The 26,123-nt window shown below is 47.5% G+C and carries 31 protein-coding genes and 2 tRNA genes; 16 read left to right on the top strand and 17 right to left on the bottom strand.

Features of this window, described 5'->3' with window-relative positions; genetic code table 11:
* Nucleotides 1-54: 54 nt before the first annotated feature.
* Nucleotides 55-564, bottom strand: coding sequence for a hypothetical protein (locus HFE64_02635; GenBank protein MCI8632365.1), 510 nt, complete (start codon nucleotides 562-564; stop codon nucleotides 55-57).
* Between the two features lie 203 nt (nucleotides 565-767).
* Here HFE64_02635 and HFE64_02630 point away from each other — a divergent pair, with 203 nt between their 5' ends.
* Nucleotides 768-1,277, top strand: a complete 510-nt coding sequence (locus HFE64_02630; protein MCI8632364.1) for a hypothetical protein — start codon at nucleotides 768-770, stop codon at nucleotides 1,275-1,277.
* A gap of 425 nt (nucleotides 1,278-1,702) precedes the next feature.
* On the opposite strand, the gene HFE64_02625 is transcribed toward HFE64_02630, so the two are convergent.
* On the bottom strand, nucleotides 1,703-1,879 hold the full coding sequence (locus HFE64_02625; protein MCI8632363.1) for a hypothetical protein: 177 nt from the start codon (nucleotides 1,877-1,879) through the stop codon (nucleotides 1,703-1,705).
* Between the two features lie 196 nt (nucleotides 1,880-2,075).
* Here HFE64_02625 and HFE64_02620 point away from each other — a divergent pair, with 196 nt between their 5' ends.
* Nucleotides 2,076-2,729, top strand: a complete 654-nt coding sequence (locus tag HFE64_02620) for a helix-turn-helix domain-containing protein (protein MCI8632362.1) — start codon at nucleotides 2,076-2,078, stop codon at nucleotides 2,727-2,729.
* Between the two features lie 20 nt (nucleotides 2,730-2,749).
* On the top strand, nucleotides 2,750-3,628 hold the full coding sequence (locus HFE64_02615) for a DUF1848 domain-containing protein (protein ID MCI8632361.1): 879 nt from the start codon (nucleotides 2,750-2,752) through the stop codon (nucleotides 3,626-3,628).
* Between the two features lie 18 nt (nucleotides 3,629-3,646).
* Here HFE64_02615 and HFE64_02610 read toward each other — a convergent pair whose 3' ends face one another.
* The 3 genes from HFE64_02610 to HFE64_02600 are packed head-to-tail and all read right to left on the bottom strand — an operon-like array spanning nucleotide 3,647 to nucleotide 6,880.
* Entirely contained in the window at nucleotides 3,647-4,804 is a 1,158-nt protein-coding gene (locus HFE64_02610) for an ABC transporter permease (GenBank protein ID MCI8632360.1), read from the bottom strand.
* On the bottom strand, nucleotides 4,791-5,927 hold the full coding sequence (locus HFE64_02605) for an ABC transporter permease (protein MCI8632359.1): 1,137 nt from the start codon (nucleotides 5,925-5,927) through the stop codon (nucleotides 4,791-4,793). The genes HFE64_02610 and HFE64_02605 overlap by 14 nt, the downstream gene beginning before the upstream one ends.
* Nucleotides 5,928-5,941: 14 nt before the next feature.
* On the bottom strand, nucleotides 5,942-6,880 hold the full coding sequence (locus HFE64_02600) for an ABC transporter ATP-binding protein (protein MCI8632358.1): 939 nt from the start codon (nucleotides 6,878-6,880) through the stop codon (nucleotides 5,942-5,944).
* A gap of 223 nt (nucleotides 6,881-7,103) precedes the next feature.
* On the opposite strand from HFE64_02600, the gene HFE64_02595 reads away from it, so the two are divergent.
* From HFE64_02595 to HFE64_02580, 4 genes are read left to right on the top strand one after another with little or no spacing between them, the layout of a single operon-like run.
* Nucleotides 7,104-7,547: a hypothetical protein gene (locus HFE64_02595; protein MCI8632357.1), complete on the top strand. Its 444-nt coding sequence runs from the start codon at nucleotides 7,104-7,106 to the stop codon at nucleotides 7,545-7,547.
* The gene (locus tag HFE64_02590; protein ID MCI8632356.1) at nucleotides 7,508-8,164 is read left to right on the top strand and encodes a two-component sensor histidine kinase; all 657 of its coding nucleotides are present in this window, start codon (nucleotides 7,508-7,510) and stop codon (nucleotides 8,162-8,164) included. Before HFE64_02595 ends, HFE64_02590 begins: the two co-directional genes overlap by 40 nt.
* Before the next feature lie 27 nt (nucleotides 8,165-8,191).
* A complete protein-coding gene (locus HFE64_02585; GenBank protein ID MCI8632355.1) occupies nucleotides 8,192-8,821 on the top strand; it encodes a response regulator transcription factor in 630 nt (209 codons plus the stop codon).
* Nucleotides 8,818-10,218, top strand: coding sequence for a zinc carboxypeptidase (locus HFE64_02580; protein MCI8632354.1), 1,401 nt, complete (start codon nucleotides 8,818-8,820; stop codon nucleotides 10,216-10,218). Before HFE64_02585 ends, HFE64_02580 begins: the two co-directional genes overlap by 4 nt.
* 207 nt (nucleotides 10,219-10,425) lie before the next feature.
* On the opposite strand, the gene HFE64_02575 is transcribed toward HFE64_02580, so the two are convergent.
* Genes HFE64_02575 through HFE64_02560 form a run of 4 tightly spaced genes read right to left on the bottom strand, consistent with a single transcriptional unit; the run spans nucleotide 10,426 to nucleotide 12,743 of the window.
* Nucleotides 10,426-10,923, bottom strand: a complete 498-nt coding sequence (locus HFE64_02575; GenBank protein ID MCI8632353.1) for a Gx transporter family protein — start codon at nucleotides 10,921-10,923, stop codon at nucleotides 10,426-10,428.
* A gap of 12 nt (nucleotides 10,924-10,935) precedes the next feature.
* On the bottom strand, nucleotides 10,936-11,319 hold the full coding sequence (locus HFE64_02570) for a NusG domain II-containing protein (protein MCI8632352.1): 384 nt from the start codon (nucleotides 11,317-11,319) through the stop codon (nucleotides 10,936-10,938).
* Nucleotides 11,316-12,176 (bottom strand): PHP domain-containing protein, encoded by an 861-nt coding sequence (locus tag HFE64_02565; GenBank protein MCI8632351.1) that lies wholly within the window; start codon nucleotides 12,174-12,176, stop codon nucleotides 11,316-11,318. Before HFE64_02565 ends, HFE64_02570 begins: the two co-directional genes overlap by 4 nt.
* Nucleotides 12,177-12,218: 42 nt before the next feature.
* Nucleotides 12,219-12,743 carry a GNAT family N-acetyltransferase gene (locus HFE64_02560; protein MCI8632350.1) on the bottom strand — a complete coding sequence of 175 codons (525 nt, stop codon included), beginning with the start codon at nucleotides 12,741-12,743 and terminating at the stop codon, nucleotides 12,219-12,221.
* 746 nt (nucleotides 12,744-13,489) lie between these two features.
* Here HFE64_02560 and HFE64_02555 point away from each other — a divergent pair.
* Nucleotides 13,490-14,626: a sodium ion-translocating decarboxylase subunit beta gene (locus HFE64_02555; protein MCI8632349.1), complete on the top strand. Its 1,137-nt coding sequence runs from the start codon at nucleotides 13,490-13,492 to the stop codon at nucleotides 14,624-14,626.
* Between the two features lie 156 nt (nucleotides 14,627-14,782).
* Here HFE64_02555 and cls read toward each other — a convergent pair whose 3' ends face one another.
* Nucleotides 14,783-16,279 (bottom strand): cardiolipin synthase, encoded by a 1,497-nt coding sequence (gene cls, locus HFE64_02550; GenBank protein ID MCI8632348.1) that lies wholly within the window; start codon nucleotides 16,277-16,279, stop codon nucleotides 14,783-14,785.
* A gap of 180 nt (nucleotides 16,280-16,459) precedes the next feature.
* On the opposite strand from cls, the gene HFE64_02545 reads away from it, so the two are divergent.
* Entirely contained in the window at nucleotides 16,460-16,912 is a 453-nt protein-coding gene (locus HFE64_02545) for a hypothetical protein (protein ID MCI8632347.1), read from the top strand.
* A gap of 24 nt (nucleotides 16,913-16,936) precedes the next feature.
* Here HFE64_02545 and HFE64_02540 read toward each other — a convergent pair whose 3' ends face one another.
* The 7 genes from HFE64_02540 to HFE64_02510 form a co-directional block, all read right to left on the bottom strand.
* Complete coding sequence (locus HFE64_02540; protein MCI8632346.1) at nucleotides 16,937-17,362, bottom strand: DUF1934 domain-containing protein; 426 nt, start codon at nucleotides 17,360-17,362, stop codon at nucleotides 16,937-16,939.
* A 3-nt stretch (nucleotides 17,363-17,365) separates the two neighbouring features.
* Nucleotides 17,366-18,169 (bottom strand): glutamate racemase, encoded by an 804-nt coding sequence (locus HFE64_02535; GenBank protein ID MCI8632345.1) that lies wholly within the window; start codon nucleotides 18,167-18,169, stop codon nucleotides 17,366-17,368.
* A gap of 8 nt (nucleotides 18,170-18,177) precedes the next feature.
* Entirely contained in the window at nucleotides 18,178-19,245 is a 1,068-nt protein-coding gene (locus HFE64_02530) for a D-alanine--D-alanine ligase (protein ID MCI8632344.1), read from the bottom strand.
* Nucleotides 19,246-19,329: 84 nt separating this feature from the next.
* Nucleotides 19,330-19,689: a DUF4180 domain-containing protein gene (locus tag HFE64_02525; GenBank protein MCI8632343.1), complete on the bottom strand. Its 360-nt coding sequence runs from the start codon at nucleotides 19,687-19,689 to the stop codon at nucleotides 19,330-19,332.
* Nucleotides 19,690-19,709: 20 nt separating this feature from the next.
* Complete coding sequence (locus HFE64_02520; GenBank protein MCI8632342.1) at nucleotides 19,710-20,243, bottom strand: GNAT family N-acetyltransferase; 534 nt, start codon at nucleotides 20,241-20,243, stop codon at nucleotides 19,710-19,712.
* A 172-nt stretch (nucleotides 20,244-20,415) separates the two neighbouring features.
* Complete coding sequence (locus HFE64_02515; GenBank protein ID MCI8632341.1) at nucleotides 20,416-20,847, bottom strand: hypothetical protein; 432 nt, start codon at nucleotides 20,845-20,847, stop codon at nucleotides 20,416-20,418.
* Nucleotides 20,848-20,962: 115 nt separating this feature from the next.
* Nucleotides 20,963-21,229, bottom strand: coding sequence for a helix-turn-helix transcriptional regulator (locus tag HFE64_02510; protein ID MCI8632340.1), 267 nt, complete (start codon nucleotides 21,227-21,229; stop codon nucleotides 20,963-20,965).
* A gap of 305 nt (nucleotides 21,230-21,534) precedes the next feature.
* Between HFE64_02510 and HFE64_02505 the strand changes: the two genes are divergently transcribed.
* From HFE64_02505 to HFE64_02475, 7 genes are all read left to right on the top strand, one after another.
* A tRNA-Ser gene (locus tag HFE64_02505) sits at nucleotides 21,535-21,620 on the top strand.
* A gap of 6 nt (nucleotides 21,621-21,626) precedes the next feature.
* Nucleotides 21,627-21,698, top strand: a tRNA-Glu gene (locus HFE64_02500).
* A gap of 103 nt (nucleotides 21,699-21,801) precedes the next feature.
* On the top strand, nucleotides 21,802-22,935 hold the full coding sequence (locus HFE64_02495) for an AI-2E family transporter (protein MCI8632339.1): 1,134 nt from the start codon (nucleotides 21,802-21,804) through the stop codon (nucleotides 22,933-22,935).
* Between the two features lie 69 nt (nucleotides 22,936-23,004).
* Nucleotides 23,005-24,153, top strand: a complete 1,149-nt coding sequence (locus HFE64_02490; GenBank protein MCI8632338.1) for a glycoside hydrolase family 27 protein — start codon at nucleotides 23,005-23,007, stop codon at nucleotides 24,151-24,153.
* Nucleotides 24,153-24,380, top strand: a complete 228-nt coding sequence (locus tag HFE64_02485) for a hypothetical protein (GenBank protein MCI8632337.1) — start codon at nucleotides 24,153-24,155, stop codon at nucleotides 24,378-24,380. Before HFE64_02490 ends, HFE64_02485 begins: the two co-directional genes overlap by 1 nt.
* 131 nt (nucleotides 24,381-24,511) lie before the next feature.
* Nucleotides 24,512-25,078: a hypothetical protein gene (locus HFE64_02480; protein MCI8632336.1), complete on the top strand. Its 567-nt coding sequence runs from the start codon at nucleotides 24,512-24,514 to the stop codon at nucleotides 25,076-25,078.
* Entirely contained in the window at nucleotides 25,075-26,115 is a 1,041-nt protein-coding gene (locus HFE64_02475) for a M15 family metallopeptidase (GenBank protein ID MCI8632335.1), read from the top strand. Before HFE64_02480 ends, HFE64_02475 begins: the two co-directional genes overlap by 4 nt.
* The last annotated feature ends 8 nt before the right edge of the window (nucleotides 26,116-26,123 follow it).

Genomic DNA, 26,123 nt, shown 5'->3' with positions numbered 1-26,123 from the left:
CTCCAAAAAGATAGAAGCAAAGACAAAACCCGTCCTTGCTCCTATCTTTTTATATCACTTGGAATTATCTCTCGGTCTTGCTAATTGCAAAGAATATGTATTCTTTGCTCCCGCTACCATATTAAATCGATAGCTGATATCTCCAATTACCTGTCTGCGGCCCGACAGTTGATCCAAGTCCTTATCCTGCGTATTGCATAGATCCTTAATCTGCTCTCCATCCTCTTTTTCATATATCTCCATGAACTTGTTCATTTTTTCTAAATACGAAAAGAGATCTTCCCTATTAGGTGAGGCGATCAAGATAAAGTCAGTATATGGACTTTCCTCTGCATAGCTGGCAAAACGAATTATGTGTCCCTGCGGATTGCTAAACACAATTTCATTTCCTGTCTTCGATTCTCCTGCAAGCTCAAAATCATCTAACGAAAAATCATTTTTAATACTCTCGATCGTATATCCAAGATGCTCGCTTGAAGCCACCTTTTCGATCTTCTTTGCACTACACCCGGAAAGTAAGAGCATTACAAAGACAATAAATAGAAAACCATTAACTCTTTTCATTTTTATACTCCTTATCCATCGTATCCTTTTATTCGACTAAACAGCAACGGCCATACTATTTCCTTCTTCTCTTTTTCAATTATATCAGCATCGGTCTGATATTCAAGGAAAATATATTTATCAAATTTCAAAATCACGATAAATATTGCTTTATGATTTACGTTTTGATAAACTATAAAAAACTATTAGAAAGGACTATATTGATGAAAAAAATATTTACTCTATTTTTAACTGTTTTGCTTATTCTTACAATAAGTTCCTGCAGCAAAGCCAAAGATCCCTTTCCCACTCTTTTTTCTAAACTGGAGAATTCCTCTTTGAGGGAATCTATTATCGAACTGTCTAATCAAATGACTTTAATACTGGGGCAACCTCAAACTAATTTCGATCTTAATGAATATGTGCTTGAGGATTCTTCTGAAAATCCTTCTATAGCTTATTTCTCAAAAGAATTTTCCCTTTTTAAAGCAACATATGAAGTTTTGCTTACTTTCCTTGATGGTAAATTAGTATTCTGTAGTTTATACTGCGATACTTCTTCTCTTTCTGAAGCTGAAATTGCAAATATTTACTCTCTTTTGCAAAACAACTTTTCTTTATATGACCCAACCTCCGATACTTATTTTGATCTTGGAAATGATGTCATTCTATCCGCGCATATTTCTTCTTACTCTATTAAACTTTCCTATGGCATTCCTAAAGACAGGCTATAGAATAGGACCACAACTTCTTCCAATATTTTGAAAAAATAAACCCCTAAAATCAGAACTGATCTTTCTACAGGCCTTTATTATATTTAGGCAAATTCATATATGATTACATATTAAAAGACGCCCCTTGCAAACATTTGCTTGATATGGCGTCTTTTCCTTTTAAATGAGCCCCTGCACATTGCCATCTCCCATCAGTGCCTTTTCCAAAGCATTTAGCCGCTGCCGGTCGGCTGCTCCTTTTGCTTTTCCAGTGCGGCGGCCCAGACCGCGATGTCATATAGATCCGCCTGCAACTCGATTTCGTTAATTTTCATCTACCTGTTCTCCTTACTCTGCAGGAGTTGTTTTGCCTGCCTCGGTAAAGACCTTGGTAGCTGTGTTAAATTCACTGTCTACAAAGTTGCCGATGCCATGCAGATTTCCTGTCACCTTGATAGCTTCGCCGCCGGCTCCTGTGCAAGATTGGGATCCTGACTGCCTTTATAAATCCGCTCCAGCTCGCGTTCCACCCTTTTTAAGCTGGTGAGCGTAAATTGCTCTGCTCTTGCCCCTTTGCGGTAGGTCTTGACCTCTTCGATAATTCTCTGCTGCCAAATATCCATTTCTCTTCCTCCTTTATCTATTGTATATATGCATATATAAATTCACCGTCCCAAATCAGGGACGGATTTATCATATCAATTTTTCCAATCTTTGTCAACCCATTTTTGGGATTATTTTTTATTTTATGGTTGCATTTCCGGGACAAATGTACTATAATAGCCTTATCAGAATTAAACTTAGAATTGGAGACTTCCTATGACCGAATTAGCAGACCGCATCAAAACCGCCATCGAACGCGCAGAGCTTTCCTATGCTGCCTTAGCGCAGCTTACGCAGATTCCCAAGTCTGCTCTGCAGCGCTATGCCACCGGCGAAACCGCCAAAGTTCCTTTAGAACGCATTCAAAAAATTGCAGAAGCCACTGGCGTCAGCACCAGCTTTTTACTTGGCTGGCCGGATCAGGCTTCCTCGTCTCATTCAGAAGCCGCCTTATGGCAGCATCCCGATATATTGCCGATTGAGGTTCAGAGAATCCCAATTCTGGGCGACATCGCCTGCGGCTCTCCCATCATCATGAATGAAGAATATGAAAACTACGTCCAAGCCGGCGCCAACATCCATGCTGATTTTGCGCTGCGCGCCCGCGGCGACAGCATGATCGGCGCCCGCATCAAGGATGGGGACCTTGTTTTCATCCACAAGCAGGATATGGTTGAAAACGGCGAGATTGCCGCCGTGATCATTGAAGAGGAGATCACCCTCAAACGCTTTTATTATTATCCTGAACAGAAAAAGCTGGTGCTGATGCCGGAGAATCCTGCCTATGAGCCCTTTTTATATGTAGGAGGAGAACTCAGCGAAATCCGCATATTAGGAAAGGCCATCGCCTTTCAGAGCGATATCATCTAATCTATGCAAAGGAGCTTTTTATGATCATATCCGCTTCCCGCCGCACCGACATTCCCAGCTACCACGGTAGGTGGCTGATGAATCGACTGCATGCCGGCTATGCGCTCACGCGCAATCCCATGAATCTCCGCCAGATCCAGCGCGTATGCCTCTCGCCGCAGTCGGTTGACTGCATCGTATTCTGGACCAAAAACGCGGCTCCTTTTCTTCCCTATTTAGATGAAATCGAAGCCATGGGCTATGCGTATTATTTTCAGCATACACTCACCCCTTATGGTGCTGATCTGGAGCCCGGACTCCCTCCCAAGGAAGAGCTGCTGGAACAGGTTGCTGCCCTTGGCAGCCGTATCGGGCGCCAGCGCCTTGTCTGGCGCTATGATCCCATCATTCTCACATCGCGCTACGATATGCCGTTTCATCTAAATGCATTTGAAAGATACTGCCGGGCCCTAAGCCCCTATACCGACGAAGTCGTGATCAGCTTTTTCGATCTGTATAAGCGCCTGCAAAAAAGCGGCCTGCATGAGGCCGCTCCCGAGGAGATCCGCCTTCTCGCTCCGCAGCTTGGTCAGATCGCCGCTTCTTATCATCTGCGCATCCGCGCCTGCAGCGAAGCCATGGATTTGTCTTCCTATGGGATCGAACGCGGCAGCTGCATCGATCTGCAGCGCATCAGCCGTATTACGCACACTGCGCCGCGGGCGCAAAAAGACGCCGGTCAGCGCCCTCACTGCGGCTGCAGCAAGAGCGTCGATATCGGCGCCTATAATACCTGTTTAAATGGATGCCACTACTGCTATGCCAATTACAGCAAGGCTTCTATTGACCGCAATCTCTCGCAGTGCGATCCTGACAGTCCCTTTTTACTCGGGCAGCTTAAGCCCGGCGAGCATATATAAATAAAAAAAAGGATGGTTTTACTCCATCCTTTTATATTTCACCACTGCCAGTGTCACACAGAAAAAGGCGACAGCATAGGCCATCTGCAGCAGCATTCCCTGCCAAACCGGCTGCAGCGAAGCCGCAGTATAATGCCCCAGCTGGTTAATCTGATCGAAGGTATGCACATACCAATACGTAGGCATGAGCCGCCCTATGTTCTGCAATGACTCGCTGAGCAGCTCCATTGGTACAAAAAGACCACCCAGAAAGCTGAGCGAGAGCGCTACAAAGTTGCTGATGACGCTTTGCACCGTCTGATTGCGCGTGAACTGGCTGCACAGCACGGAGAGCGCAATCGCAACTAGCATAAAGGCCAGTTCATTCAGATACACCAAGCCGATTTTTTGAAAGCCTCCGGCATTGAAATAGGCTGCATTCATCCCATAGCCAATTCCCATCAGAATAAGACTGATGGCAAAGCTGACTAACACACCGTATGCCCCAATCTCGCAGAGCATTCTGCGCTTGCTGATCGGTGCGCTGTCGTGGCGCATGCGGATTTCGCGGCGGCCAAAAACCAGCTGTACCGAGCTGATAAACTGAAAGACCAATACGATCAGCGCATATCCGACCATACGGAAATACACCTGATAGCCCTCCGTCGTCTCCTGCTGATTGCCGAACTGCTGCTTCTCTACTTGGGCGCTCTGGCTCAGGCTCTCTAAGGCATTTGCGACAGCCTCTTCCGGCTCTGCCGTGATTTGCAGCTGCAGCTTTAGATGCATGAAATAATTATCCAGCAGCTGATCCATCAGATAGGTTTCCATCGCGTCCGGCCGGCTGACAATCTCCAGCTTTTTCTCCGGGAAGGCATCGCTGAAGCCCTGTGGCACGATGATGATATAGTCGACCTCTGCATAAAACAGTGCGTCCTGCAGGCTGAGCACCTCATCTTCGATCTCGATTTGCTCGGCCTGAGTGCTCAGATATGTCTGCAGTCCCTGCACCACAGCGGAGTCCTGATCTCGGTTGATAATGCTATACGGCACGGCTTCGCCCTGAAATATTTTTTCCATGGTTTCACCCTGCATTTTGCTGCTGAACACGCTGATTGAGATGAAAATTCCGCAGAATGCAATCAGGATGCCCAGACAGCGCCGGGCGATCAATAAACAAGTTTTAAACACTTTCATATTGGTACCTCCGCAGGCGAAGCGCTGACAATGCGAAAAAGACTACAGAAAAAAGGAGCAGAATGGCCGTGTTAAGCAGGAACGGCTCTATGGTATCAAAATAGTACAGGCTGTGCATCGCATCCACGAGCCGCATGGCTGGATTGAGCCATGCAAATATTGGAATATATTCCTGAATCCAGTAGTTGATGCCCCCTACCATCATGCCGGAGCAAAAGCACAGAAACAGTGATACCACTGTGGAGGCTCCGATTTTCATCTGTACATTCATCTTTGGAAAGGAGCCTACAAAGACGCCTAAACTGACTCCCGTCAGGCTGCCGGCCGCGCATCCGGCCATTGCCAGCAAAACCCGGCCGCCAAAATTGATTTTAAGCACTAGCACCATGTAGGCAAGCGCAATCCAGACCACTAGAATATGCAGCAGGGAGCCGCTCAGGATTTCAGCCAGCATAACTTTAATATAGGACTCTGGCGCAATGCACCGACGAATTCCCAGAGCCGACTGATTGGCCTGCAGATTATATACGCTGATAATGCCCTGATACATGCCAAATAAACAAACCATCGCCAAGAGGCTGTAAAAATATCCCACCATATCCGAAGGAGGGTTATGCGTTAAGCTGACCCTTTCCAGCATGGACTCTTGCTCTCCCTGCTGCGCCTCCATCACGGCAGCGGCCTGCTGAGGCGTAAGCCCGCTTATGCTGTGCCACATCTGCTGATATTGCGTGAGCACCTGCCGCAGGATAGTCTGATTCATTCCCTCTTCCTTCACAGTGAGCCTCGGCGTTTGGTCCTCCAAATCAATATAGCCGGCTATCTCGCCCTCCTCCAGACGGCCCGCCGCTTCCTCCGCCGATTCACAGCTTTGCAGAGCGAGCAGCGGTTCCTCTCCTTCTGAAATCTCCCGCAGCATTTGCTCCAGACTGCTATTTCGGTACTCTGCATTTTCCACAATGGCCACCGGAACTGCCTCCAGCTGATTGGCTTCATCCAGAGAGCTAAAGGCAAAATAAAACAAAGTAGACATCAAAAGCGGAAAAATCAGCGTCCACGTTAATACTTCCCGGTTGCGCAGCGATATTTTTATGCTGTGCTGCATCATTTTACCAAATGTCATCGCTTCTCCCTCTCCTAATCTCTCAGCTGTTTACCGGTCATTTCCAAAAATACATCGTTCAGCGTCGGCGGCTCCGAAAAGATCCGCCCTGGTACAAGACCGGCCTGCCGCAGCAGATCCAGCACGCTCACGAGCACATGGGCGCTGCTGCTTTCCATTGTCAGTTCTCCCTCCTGATAGGCGGCTGATTTTACCTCCGGCAGCCGGCGGATCTGCTCCAGAACCGGCACCGGCAGGGCATATATCTCCAGCTTAATCTTCTCCCCGGCGCGGATCATCGCCTTCAGCTCTTCCTTTGTGCCGGTAGCTACCTCGCGTCCTTTATCCATAATCATAATGCGCGAACAAAGCTGCTCCGCCTCTTCCATATAATGCGTCGTATAGACTACCGTCGCGCCCTCGCGGCAAAGCCGCTGGATCCCCTCCAGTATGTTATTGCGGCTCTGCGGATCCACCGCAACTGTCGGCTCATCCATAAAAATCAGACTGGGCTTATGGGCAATTCCGCAGGCGATATTCAGCCGTCGCAGCAGCCCTCCGCTCAGTTTTTTAGGCCGCATTTTATAAAACTCCTCAATACCCACAAATTCCATGGCCTCCTGCGCCAGCTGCTTGCAGCGCTGACGGTCCTTCACATACAGACTGCAAAAATATTCGATATTTTCCTGCACGCTCAGCTCCTCAAAAACTGCCACATTCTGCATCACCACGCCGATCTTGCGCTTGCTTTCATAGCTCGTCGGTGTCATCGGCTCGCCAAACAGACGCACCTCGCCCTGTTCATAGCGAAGCAGCCCCAACATGCAGTTAATCGCTGTTGATTTGCCGCTGCCATTAGGCCCAAGCAGGCCAAAAATCTCGCCATCCTGCACCGATAAATTAAAATGGTCCAGCGCCAGCAGATCGCCGTATCGCTTCACCAGATTTTTCACTTCAATCATGTTACCCTCCATTCCGAAACGGCACAAATAGCATTATTTCCTCCCACGTGCCTGATTCGCCAAACATATCTAACTGCACTTATGATACCATATCCCGCACAGCGGGAAAAGTGAACGCAGTCACCTTCCAGTATGACATTTGTCATATTCGAAGCCGTACAGGCCTCCCTGTTTTGCTTGACGAGTTCTTTAGGCTGTTTTATAATATTAAAATCATTAGAAAAGGAGGGCGCTTATGAAATATTTACTCTTCCCTGTCGTGCTGTGGCTGCTGTGCGCCGCTACCTCCCTGCCAGCCTTTATCAGCACCTCGTATCTGCTCGCCCTTCTTTTTTCCCTTTCCTTCACCGCACTTTGCCTGTATGCTGGCCAGATGATTGCCCGCAAAAAGCTTTGCCTTTTTTGTCTTTTTTATCAAATCGTCTGCCTGCTCTGGCCGGATTTTCTTTTATTTCTCCCCATGAGCGTCTATCTGCTGCTCCACCTAACCTATAAAAATCCGCAAAAGTTTCTATATGTCACCTGGGTTCTTCCCACTCTATTCACACTTTCCGTACCGCATACCTTTGTCCTTCTTTGTCTGTTTTGTCTGCTGGCTCTTCTGCCTGCCGGCTCGAGGATCAATCGCGCCGCTTCTATATGTTTCAAGATGACAGCCGGCAGCAGGCCCGTCTGCTGAAGCAGAAAAACCAGCTTCTTTCTGAAACGCAGGCCTATCAGGTGCAGCTCGCTACGCTTGGTGAGCGCAACCGAATTGCCAGAGAAATCCATGATCATGTCGGACACCTGTTAACCCGCTCGCTGCTGCAGATTCGTGCGCTGGAGGTCACCTCTCCTCAAATGAAGGAGCCGCTGGAAGCGGTCAGCACTACGCTTGCTTCCGCCATGGACAACATCCGCTCCAGCGTACATGACTTGCACGACCAATCCCTTTCGCTTTCTCTTGCCATCCAGGCGCTTATCGATGCTTTCACCTTTTGTCCCGTCACGCTTCGCTATGAAGCCTCTGTGCAAAACCCGGCGCTGCATCACTGCTTCTTATCCATTATCAAAGAAGCCCTTTCCAATATCGCGCGCCACAGCAATGCATCCCACGCCTATATTTCTGTCATCGAGCACCCCTCATTGTATCAGCTGATTATCGAGGATAATGGCACTACTGCTTCTTCCTCTTCTTCAAAGGGCATGGGGCTCTATAGCATTCAGGAGCGCGTAGATGCACTGCAGGGAATTCTTCATATCACAACCAACCAGGGATTTCGCCTGTTTATATCCATTCCCAAAAAGACTATCTAATATTTTCATTGATTCAAGGAGGTTTTTATGAAGCTTGTTATCGTTGACGATGATCCCTTTGTCTGCCTGTCGCTGCAAACCATTCTATCTGCTCAGGAGGACATTACCGTAGCCGCTACCGGCGCCGATGGAAATGAAGCGATCGACTTGTATCATACTCAAAAACCTGATATACTGCTGATGGATATTCAGATGCAGCCGCTTGGCGGCCTTGCCGCCGCAGAAGCGATTTTGCAGGAGGATCCGGCAGCACGGATTCTGTTTTTGACGACCTTTTCTGATGATGAATATCTGCGCGAAGCGCTGCGCATTGGCGCCAAAGGATATCTGATCAAGCAAGAAACAGAATCTATCGCGCCTGCACTGCGGGCAGTGATGAATGGGCAGAGCGTGTTCGGCGGTCAAATTGCGCAGAAGCTTTCTCATCTGGCACCGCCGGTTCCCTCGGATCCGCCTTTGAGCCTGCGGGAGATGCAGGTGCTGCATGAGGTGGCACAGGGGCGCAACAACCGGGAAATTGCGCAGGCACTGTACCTGAGCGAAGGGACTGTGCGCAATTATATTAGTATAATATTGGATAAGCTTGGTGTGCGCGACCGTACACAGCTTGTCGTTTATTATTATCAAAACCTAGCAAGAAAGGATATGAAATCATGATTTCACAACAACTGATCGATCGTGTGATCGCAAAGGTGCCTGATTATCAGACCTTTATGACCGTAGATGAAATGGATGCCAGCAGCCATCGGCTGGCTGAGGCGCATCCGGATGTGGTCGAGATCTTTGAACTGACCAAGAGCCGCGCCGGACATCCTCTGTACTGTCTCAAGATCGGAAACGGCTCACAGAATGCGATTTGCTACGGCTGTCCGCATCCCAATGAACCCATCGGTGCCATGATGCTGGAGGCCTTTTCTGCCATTTTGGCGGAGGATGCCGAGCTGCGCGAGGCGCTGGACTATACATGGTATATCATCAAGTCCTGGGATGTAGACGGCACCCAGCTCAACGAGCCTTGGTTCAAGGGGCCGTTCAGCCTCAAAAATTATGTACGTCACTTTTTCCGTCCCGCGCCCACGGCGCAAGTGGACTGGACTTTCCCGATCGACTACAAAAATTTGCATTTCCATGACAGCATTCCGGAGACCAAGGCTGTGCAAGAGCTGATTGATCAGCTACATCCCTCCTTCTTATACTCTCTGCATAATTCTGCTTTTGGCGGTGTGTACTGGTATTTAACGGAAGCTTTTGACGAGAATTTTTATGATGCGCTGCGCGCAGTGGCCGCTAAGCATGGTATGCCCATCGATTTAGGCGAGCCGGAGGCTCCCTATATTCAGCGCTTTAGCCCGGCTGTATATCGCAACATCAGCATGGGGGATACCTATGATTATTATGAATCCTATGGTGCTGAGCATCCTGAGGAAATGTGCGGCTGCGGCACCTGCAGCGCTGATTATGGCAAGGCCGCCTGCGGCGCCTTTACCCTGCTCACAGAGCTGCCGTACTTCTTTAATCCGGCCATCTGCGACCTGTCTGCTTCTGACATCAGCCGCCGCGATGCCAATCTCTATGCGCTCGATTATCGCAAGGCCATGAAGGCCTTTGCCCAAGAGACGCTAGTGAATTCCTGGAGCTATATCGATCCTGCTAATCCTTTCAAATTTGCTGTTGAGGGCTTTAACAGTATTGATGATGATTCTGCTACCCGCAAGATGCTGAGTGAAAATCCTGAATATCAAAAACCGGCCACTGTGGCTGAGAAATTTTCCAATATTGATCTCCAGCCCTTCTTCTCCTGCCTGACACTGGCTTTGTATACCCGCGCTCATGAAAGCGAGCTGGCACATATGGAAGAAACAGGGGAAGTCAATCCTGCCAAAAAAGAGGCCCTCACCAAAGCTTTTTCCCTGTTTGAGGCTAAGCTAAACGAACAGGCTGCTCTGGCAGAGGAAAAGCTGTCTTATGAGGTCGTTCCGATTCGCAAGCTCATTTCGATTCAGCTGGAAGCGGGACTGCTGACTGCCTCTAAGGTGCACCCCGCAGCAAAATAAGGAAAGGCATTTCGTATGATCTGCGGCCTTCTCGGCTTTTGCCAGAACTGGTAAAATTCAAAAAAGTGGCGGAATTTTTCCGTCACTTTTTTATTTCAGGATGCTTGCTAATGGATATCCCTCTGCCATCCTACGGGAGCTACGGCAATAGTGGAAAATCAGCTATATCGTCCATTTCCGCCCGCGGCGGTGGAAAAATAGGATAATTCATCTCTTACCCAAATGGATTCGTTTACACAGCTCTTCTCCTATAATTCCAATTAGGCTGCCGCTTACAAGACCTGCAAACCAAAGAAAAATCAGATACCATGCGAGCGATTTCGTTTGCAGCAGCGCCATTGCGGCTAAAATCTGTCCGACATTGTGCGAAATGCCGCCTGCTATGCTCACGGTGATCATGTGAAAACGCTCTGTTTTTTTTAGCAGGATCATGATCAGGCCGCTCAAGAGGCCTCCGGCAAGGCTATACGCCAGACTCATGCCGTTTCCAAATAGAAGCGCAACTAAAAGAATCCGTATTCCATTGATCAGCAAAGCGCTCTTGATTCCCAGCTGATAAAGCGCCAGCAGCACTACGATGTTGGTAAGCCCCAGCTTCATCCCGGGCACAGCGAAAAATGCTGGAATCTGCGCTTCGACATAGCTTAAAATCATTGCGAGGGCAATCAGGATTCCGTACTGCGCAATTCTCTGTGTCTGTTTCATATCATTTTCCTCTTATCGAACCACGCCGTCAACCTTTTGCTCTGCTCCGGCTTCTGTGATTTCTATAATCACCTGATTTGGCAGACATACGATGGACTGCCCCTGCTGCATGATTTTTCCCATATGCATGCATAGTCCATCCGGGCAGGATGCTTCTTCAACCCATGCCTTCCCGTCTTGAATGACTAGGATATTGCTTCCGCCTTCAGCGCCCTCTATGCGGTAGCGCCCCTCTTCTTCCAGCCGGTACACAGCCTGAATCTCGCCGCCTACCCGAACCTGCACTCTTTGACCGGTTTTACTGGTCAAAAATAGCAGCAATCCTCCTAACAGCCCTGCGGCTAACAGGCTCCCGAGCAAAATCCAGTCGGCTTTTTTCCATCTTGACTGCTTCACTGCACTTTCTCCATAATTAGGCTTTTAACAATATCTGCTGAAATGAACTGTCCGCCAATCCTCTGTTTTTGTTTATTAAAAAACCGGCCATGATAATCTGTTCCTCCGGAAATGAATAACCCTCTCTCCTTACATAGCGCTATCAGCTCTTCTTGAAGCTCAAACCCATGAAGCGGATGAATGCATTCTATTCCTTCAATTTGGGTTTGCAGCAGCTCCTCTAGTGCCGTCCAAAACGAATCATGATCTTGATCATATGCGCTATAAGGGATTTGCTCGGCCGGATGCGCCAGCACCGGAATCCCGGATGCCCCTTTTACAATGCCGATTGCTTCCTCGAGGCTGATAAATGCAATATGATTGGAATCAAATCCATATTGCCGATAATATTTCGTTCCTTCCAGCAGGCTGTGAGTCACCCCAGCATCGAGCAGATAGTTGAGCAGCTTCCATCCGCCTCGTCCTGACGGAATCATATATTGCTGATACTCTGATTCCGAAAGTGCTAAGCCATCCTGTATCATGCATTGAAGCAAAGAAAAATTATATTGCTCCTGTACCTTGCAATTATATGTGCAGGCTTCCTGCAGTGCAGCATTGTGAATGTCAATGCCATACGCCAGTAAATGGTACTGCTTTTGCTTATGAATCACGTCTAGCTCCACTCCGGGAAGCAGCTGAATTCCTCGCTTTTCAGCCTCTTTATTTATATTTTTTTTATACGCGTCTAAGGTATTATGATCGGTAATGGATAAAAAGGAGACGTTGTTATCGCTCGCTTGTCTGAGCACCTCTTCTACCGAATCGCTTCCGTCTGACATATGGGTATGTACATGCAGATCCGCATACTGCTTCATGTTTCTTCTCCTTTCCCCCTCCGTCTGGTAATGGGTTCTATCCTACAGCTGAATCCAATACCGCTGCTCGATATGCCCGTCCTCTTCGATCTCATTTTCCAATACACCGCCATTATTTATGATTGATTTCGCCGAACCAATATTGTCTTTGTCACAGCACATGAGCACCTTATCAATGCCAAGCTTTTTACATTCCTCTAGCGCCAAAGTGATCATGGCCGTTGCATAGCCCTTTCTTCTTTCACTGGGTCTAATTCCATCGCCTATATGACCGCCATTTTTTAATAATGCCTCATTGAGATAGTGCCGGATATTGACAGCTCCTACGAAAATATTCCTGTCTTTATCAAGACAAAATAATGTTGTATCCGGAACTAGTCCACCGGGGGTATCCTCTTTGATCTCTAGGTTTTTAAGATAATGATCAAAATCATGAAAATCATTGGCCCATAACCTGCCCGGAGACTTATCCGTATGATTGATAAGGATATCATTTTTCCATTCTGTCAGCATATCTATAAGCTGTTCTTTATACTCACTCGTTAATTTTACAAGCTCAATATTCATCTGCACTGGATCAGCACCCCCATTTCAAGTTTTTATTTTACCATATGGATTCTTGCGATCGCATAAGATTAGCAAAAGTCACTCTTAATACAAATGATCTAAAAGATCATTTGTATACTGTGATAACATCGGAGTTTGTCACTTGCGACAAATTTATAAGGCGACTCAGGGATTTGACTAGCCAAATTTGCTTTGCCGCCTTTATTGTATCATAGGTTGAGCCGTGCGTGGTGGAAAAATTGAAATTAGCTGAAAAAATTCAGCTATTCATGGCAGAAAACGATAACAATGGTGGAACTTTCTCCGTCATGAACCGTCTCTGAAAAGTAATGTGGCTGAAGAAATTCCACCACATATGGTGGAAAAAATCAAAATAGCAGAAAACCTTCAGCTATATTTTCAATTTCAGCCACACATGGCGCACGCAACCAATCGACATACGTCCACACACGACACAGGCAGCCAATCGTCATACATCCACACACAACGCAGGCAGTCGTCATGCAGCCACCCCGGCATGAGAATTAAACCCAAACCAAATCCAAACCTTTTTTATCCTTGACTATCGACGATGCATATGATACACTAAGCCCAGCATTACGGGGGAGTAGTCGCCGCACCCGCGGAATTATGCCAACAGCAAGCTGACCAACGGCTGGTATAATTGTAACTGACAAGACCTGTATCCTACTCGGGTAGGATACAGGTCTTTTTACGTTCTCCCGAATTAAAATGGAGGAAACATTATGGAATTTCTAATCTCAGGCCTGATGGCCATTACCTGGCAGCAGGTAGTCATGTATTTACTTGGCATTTTGCTCATCTACCTAGCGATTCAAAAGGATTTCGAGCCTGCCCTGCTCCTGCCCATGGGCTTTGGCGCCATTTTAGTAAATCTGCCTTTTTCCGGTGCAATCAATCAAACGCTTGCCGGCATTGGTGAAATCAGCGGTATTATTGAATGGCTTTTTCACATTGGCATCGAAGCCTCTGAAGCCATGCCCCTTCTCCTCTTTATTGGCATTGGCGCTATGATTGATTTTGGTCCCTTGCTATCTAATCCAAAAATGCTGCTTTTTGGCGCTGCGGCGCAATTTGGTATCTTTTTTGCCCTTTCCCTTGCTGTGCTTTTAGGCTTTGACCTGCGCGACGCTGCTTCTATCGGCATCATCGGCGCTGCTGACGGACCTACCTCGATTTTGGTCTCACAGATCTTTCAGTCTAAATACATCGGCGCTATCGCAGTAGCCGCCTACTCGTATATGGCTCTCGTCCCCATCATCCAGCCCTTTGCAATCAAACTCGTGACTACGCAGAAAGAACGCCGCATCCGAATGCCCTATCAACCGAGCGCCGTCTCGCGAAAGGCGCGCATCTTTTTCCCTATTATTGTCACCTTTATCGCCGGCCTGATTGCCCCCAGCTCTGTTTCACTCGTTGGCTTTTTAATGTTTGGCAATCTAATCCGCGAATGCGGCGTGCTTAAAAATCTTTCGGAAGCGGCACAGAAGGAGCTCTCTCATTTAATTACGCTGCTGCTGGGCATCACCATTTCCTTCAGCATGAAAGCAGCCGATTTCATCACGCCGCAAACACTCATGATCATGGGGATCGGTCTTTTGGCTTTTATCTTTGATACAATCGGCGGCGTATTCTTTGCCAAATTTTTGAACCTATTCAGTAAAAACAAAATCAATCCCATGGTCGGCGCCGCCGGCATCTCGGCCTTTCCCATGTCCGCACGCGTGATTCAAAAGATGGGATTAAAAGAAGACCCCACCAACCATTTGCTGATGCACGCCGTGGGCGCAAATGTGGCGGGGCAGATCGGTTCTGTTGTTGCCGGAGGCATCATCCTAGGCCTCGTATCTAATTTATTATAATGAAAGGAGCATCATCATGAATTCAGAAATTTTATCCACATTTTTAACATCCCTTTCCATTATGGGCAAGGGAATGCTGGGAATTTTCGTTGTCATGCTTCTGCTTATGCTGATCATTTTCTGTCTTGCTAAATATGTCAAATGAATGGCACTGCATTATAGGAGCGGTGAAACAAGACGCATAACCGATTCCTTAAAGCGCATCCAAAGAGAACGCCTTTTATAGGCCTCTACTGTAATCTCCTGACTGAGCTCCAGATCCTTCATGAAGCATCTTGTCAGCTCTGCTGTCAGCTCTGGATTATAGATAAAGGCATTCACCTCAAAATCCAGCTTAAAGCTGCGAATATCCATATTAGCCGTTCCCACGGAGCAGAGCACATCATCCACGATAATGCTCTTGCTGTGGATGAATCCATTCTGATAGGTATAGCAGCGCGCTCCGGCCTCCAAAAGATCGCCCACATACGACATATTGGCGCCATCGAGCATCATATGATCTGCCTTATTGGGAATGATCACACGCACATCGAGGCCGGATAGCGCTGCTATCCGCAGATTTTCTAAAAGCACATCATCCAGCACCAGATAGGGTGTTTCAATATAAATTTTCTTTTCCGCCTCTGTAATCAGCTTTAAATATCCATTGCGAATATTCTGCCAGGCCGAGTCAGGTCCGCTTGATACGATCTGCATGACCACATGGCTAAATTTAGGATGCGCCCCTGGGATTTTGCGAATCGCCGGAATATACTCCTCGCCGCTGCGGTCGCGCCCATAAAAGCGGTCACGACGAATCTTACTGGGACTGGCATAGTTCCAGTCCAGCAAAAAGCGCATCTCCATATCGTCGACGGCACTGCCCTGGATCCGCAGATGCGTATCCCGCCAATACCCAAGCTTGCCTTTACCTAGATATTCATCCCCGACATTAAACCCTCCGACATAACCAATATTTCCGTCGATAACCACAAGCTTACGATGGTTGCGATAGTTAATACGAAAATTTATATATGGTACAAAGGGCGGATAAAACACAGTCACCCTGCCGCCAGCCTGGCGCAGCCGCTGAAAAAAGGCCTTTTTCTCTCCCATACTGCCCATGCCGTCGGTAAGCAGGCGCACTTCAAGTCCTTCCTGCGCCTTTTGGCACAGAATATCCATAATCTGTTTTCCCAGCTCATCACCGCGAAAAATGTAATACTGAATATAGATATATTCCTTTGCCTGCCGCAGATCGGCCATCAGACTGGTAAATTTATCTTCTCCATCTGTAAAGATGTCTACATAATTATTATCGCTGATCACGGCCTGCCCGCTGTCCAGCAGCATCCTGGCTGTATCCATATACTGCTCATACTGAGGCAGCGGATTTCTGGTTTTATCATCGATTCGTTTCTTTTGCAGCTCCGCAATCTGAATCATATCTTCTACTTGCTTAGCCTTAAACATTTTTGTTTTGCGAAGATCCTGTCCGAAATATAAATAAAAAAGGAAGCCGGCTATCGGCACAAAAAACATCAATAGCAGCCACGCCCATAGCGTACCGGTATTTCTACGCTCAAAAAATACCAGAATCAGCCCAAGCAGCATATTGATCCAAAATATGTACCGACTCACTTCTGCAATAATATCAACAAATCCTGCCCACATGCCTTCTCCTCCTTAATTGCATATGATTTAGTATATGCTACATTTAAGAACTTTTCAAGAAAAATTATTGACTAATCCTCACAAATAGACTAAACTAAAGATTGATATGCATATAATGCCAGCATAATGACTCTGGCTTATTTGATTTAAAGGAGGCCTATTCCCTTGGACGCACTTGGAATATTTTTTACCGTTATCATTATTATTGCACTCGTTCTCGTCGGTCTTTACTTTCTGGGCAAGAAGATGCAAAAGAAGCAGGCTGCTTCTATGCAGATTGTGGAGCAAAATAAACAAACCATTTCCGCTTTGATTATTGACAAAAAAAAGATCAGAATTTCTCAGGCCAATATGCCAAAATCCGTTATGGAACAGGTTCCTAAGCGCATGCGTTTTCAAAAGGTGCCGCTGGTCAAGGTCAAAGTAGGACCTCAGATTTTAACAATGTTTTCTGATAAGCAGGTGTTCGAGGCTTTGCCGGTTAAAAAAATTGTCAAACTTGAGGTCTCCGGCGGATATATCATGAGCTTTAACACAGCTAAAAAAGGTGAAAAGAAAGTTGAATTTGAACGCAAGCTCACATGGCGTGAAAAGCTGGCGAATAAGGTCAGCGATATGCAGAGCAAAAAATAAAAGGAAGCCGATCGGCTTCCTTTTTTATATGCTTCTGATTTCCAATATCGTTACGCCCATAGACTCGCTGCCCAGCTTAAGCTCATACTGCAGGCGCAGATCAATCTCGCCCGCCAGAAAACAGCCGTCCAGTTGCTGCGTATGCAGCTCTGCTTCTATGGCTCCGGCCGGCGTATCATAGATGGCTGTACAGGCAATGCCTTGCTGAAAGCTTAGCTGAAGGCGTGTACCGGGGCGCTTCATCTGCACCCTCTGCGCTCTTCCCCCCGGCGTGATCACTACTGTGAGGATTTCGGGCGTGTACTGCTCCTGCTGCGGATCCAGCTGCTGCTTATAGATCAGCTTTGCTTCGCGCTCTGCAAGGCGGTAACGAGCCTTTAGCTCGCGCTGCAGCGGCGCCGCCTCGTTTTGAAAACGACTGATCATTTGTATTTTGATTTCTTTTTCCATGGCTTAATATTTCTCAATATTGACTTTCTGTACGGTTAGGCTGGGGATTTCGAGCACCTTTCGGCCGAATGCCTGAAATTTGTCTGTACTGTCGCTGACATAAAACTCGTACTGCCCCTGCTGGGTGCTGCTTTGCATTTGGTTTTCTTGCAGATATGCCCTCAGCTCCTCGACTACGGCTCTGGACGGATTGATAAGTGTGACGTTCTCGCCCATTTCCTTTTGAATGAGGGTCCTTAGAAGCGGATAATGCGTGCAGCCCAGCACCAGCGTATCGACCTGATTTTCTTTGATTTCAGCCAGATAGCGCGTAATGACCTGCGCGGTTATGCTGTCATCAAACCATCCTTCTTCTACTAAGGGAACAAATAAGGGACAGGCCTTTGCATATACCTCTGTTTGTTTGTCCTCCAGCTGCAAAAGACGTTCATAGGCACCGGAGCGGATGGTCGCCTCTGTACCGGTCACGCCGACGCGTCCGCTGTGCGTTGCCTTCGCGGCAGCTCTGGCTCCCGGCTCAACCACCCCCATAATCGGCAGATCATAGGTGCTCTGCAGCTCTTCCAGCGCGTTGGAGCTGGCCGTTCCGCAGGCTACAATGACGGCTTTCACATCATGCTGCAGCAAAAACCGCATGATCTGATGAGAAAACTCAGTAATCGTTTCTTTGGATTTGCTTCCATAAGGAAGACGTGCGATATCGCCAAAATAGACGATGCTTTCAGCCGGAAGCAGCTCTTCCATGGCCCGTACCACCGTCAAGCCGCCCAAACCGGAATCAAATACGCCAATCTTTCTGTTGTCCATTGCCAACCTCAGCGCTCAAACCCGAGCCGAATCAGCTCATCCACTAAAGAGGAGATATCATAGCCCTGATGCTTCCATAGCATGGGATACATACTGATTGCTGTAAAGCCAGGAAATGTATTGATCTCGTTAAAAATCACTTCCCCGCTTTTGGCTTCCACAAAAAAGTCTACGCGCGACAGACCGCAGCCGTTTACTGCCTGAAAAATGCGGCAGGCATCCTTGCGGATCTCTTCAATCGTGTCCGGAGGCAGATCCGGATCCAGCACTGTCTTCGACTCAGCATTGTGATATTTAGCCTCATACGTATAAAATGTATCCGCTGCCAAAATTTCACCTACGCCCGATGCCTTCGGCGGATTTTCTATAGAATTGCTGTTGCCCAGCACAGCGCACTCCACCTCGCGTCCGACAATCGTTTCCTCCACCAGAATGCGGCTGTCATGCTGCGCAGCAAGCTGCAAACCCTCTGCCAGCTCTGCTCTGCTCTCGGCCTTCGAGACGCCCACCGAGGAGCCTGCATTGGCCGGCTTTACATACACCGGATAAGGCAGCGCCTGCTCAATGCGGTCCAGCACCGGCTCTATCTGCGCCAGCTCTGGTGCAAACACGGCTTCATACTTTGCCTGCCGAATCCCCTCTTCCATCACAATTCGTTTTGTAGTCAGCTTATCCATGGAAGCGGCTGATGCAAGCACACCGCAGCCTACATAGGCAATCCCCGCCATCTCTAAAAGTCCCTGAATCGTTCCATCCTCTCCGTTTCGGCCATGCAGTACCGGAAGCACAATATCGAGCGGCAGCGCCTTCCATTCTTCGTTGCGGCAAACCCAAAGCGCCTTTTCCTTTTGTCCGGGCAAAATGGCAGCCTTTGGCGCCTGCTGCATAATGGTTTCTGCCTCGATCTGATCGATGCTTCCCTCATAGTAGTACCATAATCCTTCTTTGGAAATAAATACAGGGTATACCTCATATTTTTCCGGATTTAACGCTTTTATGATCGTCGCTGCAGACATACAGGATATCTCATGCTCGGTGGATTTGCCACCAAAAAGAACTGCTATATTGATTTTCAATTTATTCCTCCATTTATACACACAGACTAAGCCTATGTTTTAGAATCCTATATATTCTACTCCTCTTGCTTCAAAAATGCAACCTTACTCTGCGAATCGACGAATCGCTTCTTCTGCTGTCTCCACAAAAAAGATATCTTTTCCATGGTTAGACTCATACATGAAATCCTTTAACGGCTTACTTGTATATTTAGAAAAATCCCCATAAATAGCCATTTTAACATGATAATTCACCATCTTCTGCAATATTTCTCCAGCTAAGCCCTTGCTCAAAATAAAGAAATCCTCTATGATTCCTCGCTTATCTATTGCAATCAGATTGGTATTCGCCTCATATTTAACAGTCATCATCAAATCGAGCGCTGACTGCACATCATACATCACATGCTCTCCTGTTACAATGGCAATGGTTTTGTTGCCGCATACAACAGATTTTATATTCATCCTCTTTCTCCTTTCTGTTTTTATTCCACACTGCACTCCAGCTGACAATCATAGGGTTCCTTTTCCACATGTTTCTGATTGTATTCCTCTGCCTCCGTGCAGCCCATAGCCTGATAAAAGGCCTGTGACTCCACCGCAGAATGCGCTGAAATATAAAGCTTTTTGGCCCCCTTTGTCTTGGCCCATTCTTTAGCGGCTCTGAATAATATGCTCCCTATGCCCCGTCTTCTCATATCCTCAGAAATATGAATAGAAGACAGATCTGCATACTGGCTCCGGCTGCCAAAAAGCCCGGCCTCCACCGATACAAAGCCTTTTAAAATGCCTTGCTGAAAAGCGCCGTAGACAAATCCTCCGGTTTGCAGTGTATGCTTCAGGCAGCTGATCAGCTCCTGATACTCCTCCTCTGACCAGTCATCAATAAACGGATCTTCTTTAATCACCCACTGGTCCTTTTCCCGCCGGCGGCACTGAACAACCACCTGCCGGCGGATAAACCCTGCAAAAAGCGCACGATCTATTTCCTCCGGCTGTACTGCCCGATATGCTATCATATACCCTCCTGCAAATTCATTTTAACAATCAAGTAGGGAAGAACCATCTTCTCCTACTCGTCGTGCGCCCCATGCGCCGCTTCTGCGGCATACTGCCTCTGCATGGGACTGCGCATAAAAAAGACGCCTTCCTTCTGGAAGGCGCCCCATATCCTTTTGATATGTAAGGATCTTATTTGTTTAAGAAATCGAAGTTTGCTTTTCCCTGTTCGTCTGCAAACTTTTTAGCTCCTTCAATATCTGCATCCGTCAGCTGGCCTTTAGAGAATAATCCTCTCTTAACCGCAATGCCATGCACGCCGCTGATATTGACCTTGTTTGCCTTTACCATAGAGCTCAGCTCTTCTACACCTTCATTACCCGTATTGGAAATTTCAATAAAAGCAATGTTCTGTGCTTTATTGACATCCATTTCTTTCATGTAGCTAACCAGTTTCTTATCCAGGCTGCCATACTTCTCATATACAATAAAGATTAACTTTTCTTTATTGCACTGATATGCCGGAGGAATCTGATCGCATTTGCATCTGAACATACTGCTGAGTTCATCAGCAACTCTTTGAGCATAGCCGTATTTGCTATACAAAAAAACCTGTAATTTCATTGGATTCACTGCCCTTCGTAAAATTTATAGTTTTGGTGTTTAAATCACACAGTATTACTATTTTAGCATAGCGTCAATGCATTGTCAAATTTTTTATCTGCTCCTTATCAAAACATTATGCGCTCTTCTCCTTTACTTTAGCAAGGGCCTTGTACAAGCCGTCCATAAAAACTTCCTTATCATCAGAACGAAACTGCACTAGGTAAAGTGATAATGTTTCCGGACCACAGCAGCTTTTGCCTGTTTCTATTGCATTATAAGCCTCATAGCTCATCTCCAGAATGGCCGCCATTTTCCCCTGTGAAAGCCCTTCCTTATCCCTCGTTCTCAAGAACTCCACCCTAACATAATTTTTGTACGCCTCACGAATTTCCTTTCTCATGATAAATTCCTCCTTCTATAAAAATTTATCATTATTGTACAAAGATTATGAGGTATACGCCATGAAGTATGCTTCATAAAATGGATTCGCCGTATTCTAGCTCCGTCCCTTCCCGTCTATAATAGTAGTTATGATCAGAAATATAGAAAAATTTTATGTACAATAGATGTTAAAAGTACGTTAACCGAGGCCAGGTATATGCGATATAACAGATTATCTACTCCTTCCTCCCTCTTTGAGCATTCCCGTTAATATTTTTCTTGACTTTCCTTTATTTTTTCTTTATAATATACACTGTTCTATTTGGAGGAGTGTCCGAGTGGTTTAAGGAGCTGGTCTTGAAAACCAGTGAGTCCGCAAGGGCCCGTGGGTTCGAATCCTACCTCCTCCGTTTTCCGGCCCGTTGGTCAAGCGGTTAAGACATCGCCCTTTCACGGCGGTAACGGGAGTTCGATTCTCCCACGGGTCATTCATAAAAATCAATAGCTCAAATGAAACATAAGGCATCGCAAGGCAACTATTCTGCGATGTCTTTCTACTATTTATCCTACGACCAGAGAAATGAGGCTGCCATGAAAAAACCTGAAACCAAAACAATTATAACTGTCAGCGCTGCTGTTTTTATCCTCTATCTGTGTATTCATTACTGGCCCAATGTATCCGCCATTCTTGGCACCGTGCTTGCAGCGCTTATGCCGCTTTTCATCGGTGGCATCTTTGCCTATCTGATCAATATCCTGATGAGTTTTTATGAACGCAGCTTTTTTCCGCGCTCCAAGAAAAAATTCATATGCCGGAGCCGCCGCGCCATATGCTTAATTCTGGCCATCCTAAGCCTGATTGCCTTAACAGCTCTGATCACTTCTTTAATCGTTCCGCAGCTGGTAAGCTGTATCAAGCTTTTAGTCGCCGAGATCCCCATTGCCATTCAAAACATCATCTCCTATTTAGAGCAGACCAACATTCTCTCCGAAGAGCTGATGCAAAAGCTCTCGGCCATCAATTTCCAGTCTGAAATCCGCCAGATCGCCGCCACTGTCTTTTCCGGGATCGGCAGCATCCTCGATCTATTTGCCAAATTCATTTCCTCCTTTATCTCAGGAGTCACCACCACCTTCCTGGCCCTTGTCTTCGCAATCTATCTGCTGCTCAGCAAGGATAAGCTGACTGTCCAGATCACGCGCCTTGCCAAACGCTATCTCAAAGAAAATCACTGTCTAAAGCTCAGCTATGTCCTCTCTGTTGCCAACGACTGCTTCCACCGTTTTGTTGTCGGCCAGTGTATCGATGCCGTTATTTTAGGCGCATTGTGTACTGTCGGTATGCTCCTTCTGCGCCTTCCTTATGCCCTGATGATCGGCGCCGTCATCGCCTTTACCGCCCTCATTCCCATTGTCGGTGCCTTTCTCGGCGGCGCTATCGGCGCGTTTCTGATCTTTATGCAGTCGCCTGTTCAGGCTCTGATTTTCTTAATTTTTCTCATCATCCTCCAGCAGCTCGAGGGCGACCTGATCTACCCCCGTGTTGTCGGCTCCTCCATCGGTCTGCCCGGCATCTGGGTCTTGGCCGCTGTTACTGTTGGCGGCGGCGTCTTCGGCATATTGGGCATGCTCATCGGCGTCCCCATTGCGGCTACTGTATACCGCCTGCTCAAAAACGATTTAGAGCAATATGAGCGCCTTCACGCGGACACAGAGCCTAAATAAAATCTCCCCATTGACACCTCGCGCAATCAGTGCTATCCTGCACCTATCAAATATTGGGAGGTCATGAATATGGTAGCTTTAACCCCACCCTTAGGATGGAATTCTTGGAACACCTTCGGCGAAGATATTAATGAAACGGTTGTGATGCAATCCGCCGATATACTCGTTTCGTCCGGCCTTGCCGCCTGCGGCTATGAGTATATTGTGATTGATGATTGCTGGGCCCTGCGCGAGCGCGGAAAAGAGGGACGTTTAGTTCCTGACCCTGCTAAATTTCCCCACGGCATGAAATATGTGGCTGATTATGTGCATAGCAAGGGGCTTAAGTTTGGCATGTACTCCTGCGCCGGCATGCATACCTGTGCGGGCTATCCGGCGAGCTTTGATCATGAGTTTGTGGATGCGCAGACTTTTGCGGAATGGGAAATTGACTTTTTGAAATATGATTATTGTTTTCACCCCACCAGCATTCCGGGACATGTGCTTTATAAAAGGATGGCGGCGGCGCTTGCCAACTGCGGACGTGATATTCTGTTTTCGGCCTGTTCATGGGGCGCGGACGAAACGAAAACCTGGATCAAGCAGACAGGCGCCAATATGTGGCGTACTACCGGTGACATCAATGATTCCTGGCGCTCCATTAAGGACCTTTCGCTGGTGGCCGGCGACGCGATTCAGTATGGCAGCATCAATTGTTTTCCTGACATGGACATGCTGGTTACCGGCATGGGCGGCAAGGGCAATGTGGGCTTTGCCGGCTGCAGCGCAGAAGAATACCGCACGCATTTTTCTTTGTGGGCACTGCTGGGCTCTCCGCTGATGATCGGCTGCGATATTCGCTCGATGGATGAGGCCACTCGCGAAACGCTGATGAATCAGGAGGTCATCGCGATCAATCAGGATCCGGATTACAATCAGGCCTATGATGCCAGCCCGCGGGCGCTTTCTGGCGCTCCTAATGAGCTGCCTGTTTATGTGCGTTTGCTGAATAACGGTGATTTTGCCATTGGCTTCTTCAATTTTTCTGACGAAGCTTCCAGCCGCTGGAATTCTCATCTTTTACTTGATTCGATCGGCCTGCCGGAAAGCACCGGAAAAACACTTCGCCTTAAAGAGCTTTGGACCGGCGCGGAAAAGATTGTAACAAATGGTATCATCACGGAGCAGATCCCGGCACATGGCTGCAAGCTATACAGAGCTCAGGTGATCGACCGCTGATGGCACGCTGTATGCAATGCGGCCGAGCGCTGACTTCCGATGAAATTGCTGTTCACAGAAAGCTCGTTTCCCGTGAAGCGGCTGCCTATATGTGTAAAGACTGTTTAGCCGCTTATTTCAATGTAGATGCTTGTAAAATCGATGAAAAGATTGCGCAATTTAAACGGCAGGGCTGTCTGCTCTTTCAACAGGATACCCCCCGAGCCGACAAAAAAGAAGACACCTGAAACATAAAGGTGTCTTCTTTTTTTCAATAAATTTACAACCATTTAAGTAAAATTATGATAAAATAAGAAGCGTAGACAGACATATCGACTGCAACCCTGACGATCAAGTCTTTACGAAAGGAACCTTTAATATGATTACATTAGAACAAGCAAAAGAAATTGCCGCCAAACACATCACAGAGGAGCATTTGATCAAGCATTGCTATGCCGTCTGCGGCGCAATGCAGGCCATGGCGCTTCATTTTGGTGAAAACCCCGAGGCGTGGGGCGTCATTGGCTATCTTCATGATATCGATTTTGAAAAATATCCCGAGGAGCACTGCCAGCATGTGGAAGAGCTGTTAGCTCCCGAGGGCCTGTCTGATTCTGATATCCGCGCCATTGTCAGTCACGGATATGGCCTTACCTGTGATGTCAAGCCCGAAACCAATATGGAAAAAAGCTTATTTACCGTAGACGAGCTCACCGGCATCATCATGGCCACCGCCTTAATGCGCCCCACCGGTATCACCGACCTAACCCCTAAAAGTGTAAATAAAAAATTCAAGGACAAGCGCTTTGCTGCCAAATGCGACCGCGAAGTCATCCTGCAGGGCTGTGACATGCTGGGCATGGAGCTCTCTGCCGTAATTTCCTTATGCATCGACGGCATGAAGCCATATATGCACGAGCTTTCTCTGGAGGGGCATAGCGTATGACCTATATGACACGCCGAGAGTATCTGCGGCGCCGGCGGAAACGCAGACGCCTGATCTTCTATCTATGCGCGCTGTTATTTGCCTTGATCATCAGCCTTCTTTTAGGCATTCTTATCAGCCGGCTGAGCGATCCTGCCCCTTCCAATCAGAGCGGGAGCTCTTATTCCCTCTTAGGGGACTCTTCCTCGCACTCCTCTGCCTCTGCCGCCACCTCCTCCGCCGGCGCTCCTGAGCCTTCTTCAACAGCCCCGGTGGTCGTTCCTGATGGCTACGAGCTGCGTCAGCTTTCCGCAGAGGATATGCATAAAGGAACCCTCATTTTAATCAACAAAAACTATGAGTACCTGTTCCCAACAGATCAAACGCTCATTTCCATGTATGATCTGGCCGGTGATGCATACAGCGTATCCGGTACCGACGTACAGGTCGATCAGATCGCTGCTCAGCCGCTCAACACAATGCTGACATCCTTTTACGAGCATAGCAGCATCCGTAATCTGCTCATCCTCTGCGGATACCGTACGAAGGAGGAATCACAGGAGCTTTTTGACGCCAGCGTGCGGGAAGACGGTCTGGAGCATGCCGAGCGCTACATCATGCGGCCCGGATACAGCGAGCACCACTCTGCACTTGCCGTGGATTTAGGCATTTTGCTGGATAACGGCGGTGTAGAGTACTACTCCTCTACCGGTGAATATACCTGGCTCACGCAAAACTGCCATAAATACGGCTTCATCGTGCGCTATCCCGATGATAAGGCTTCGATCACTCAGATCGACTATGAATCCTGGCATTTCCGCTATCTGGGTGTTCCTAATGCTACCGCCGTTTACAATGAAGGCCTTTGTCTCGAGGAGTATATGGATTTCATCAAAAACTACACTGCTGACGGCCAACACTATGCCGTAAGCACAGCAGATGGCAATTATGAAATCTATTATGCCGCCGGCACACAGGTCCCCGTGCCTTCGCAGCAGCCCTACGAAATCTCCGGAAACAATGTCGATGGCTTCATTGTAACCGTCAAAGTATCATAAGCTAAAAA

The sequence above is a fragment of the Lachnospiraceae bacterium genome (genome assembly GCA_022794035.1).
Taxonomy (GTDB): domain Bacteria; phylum Bacillota; class Clostridia; order Lachnospirales; family Bianqueaceae; genus CALWPV01.
Note: the sequence above shows the minus strand (reverse complement) of the source record. Positions and strands in the feature narration are given on the sequence as shown.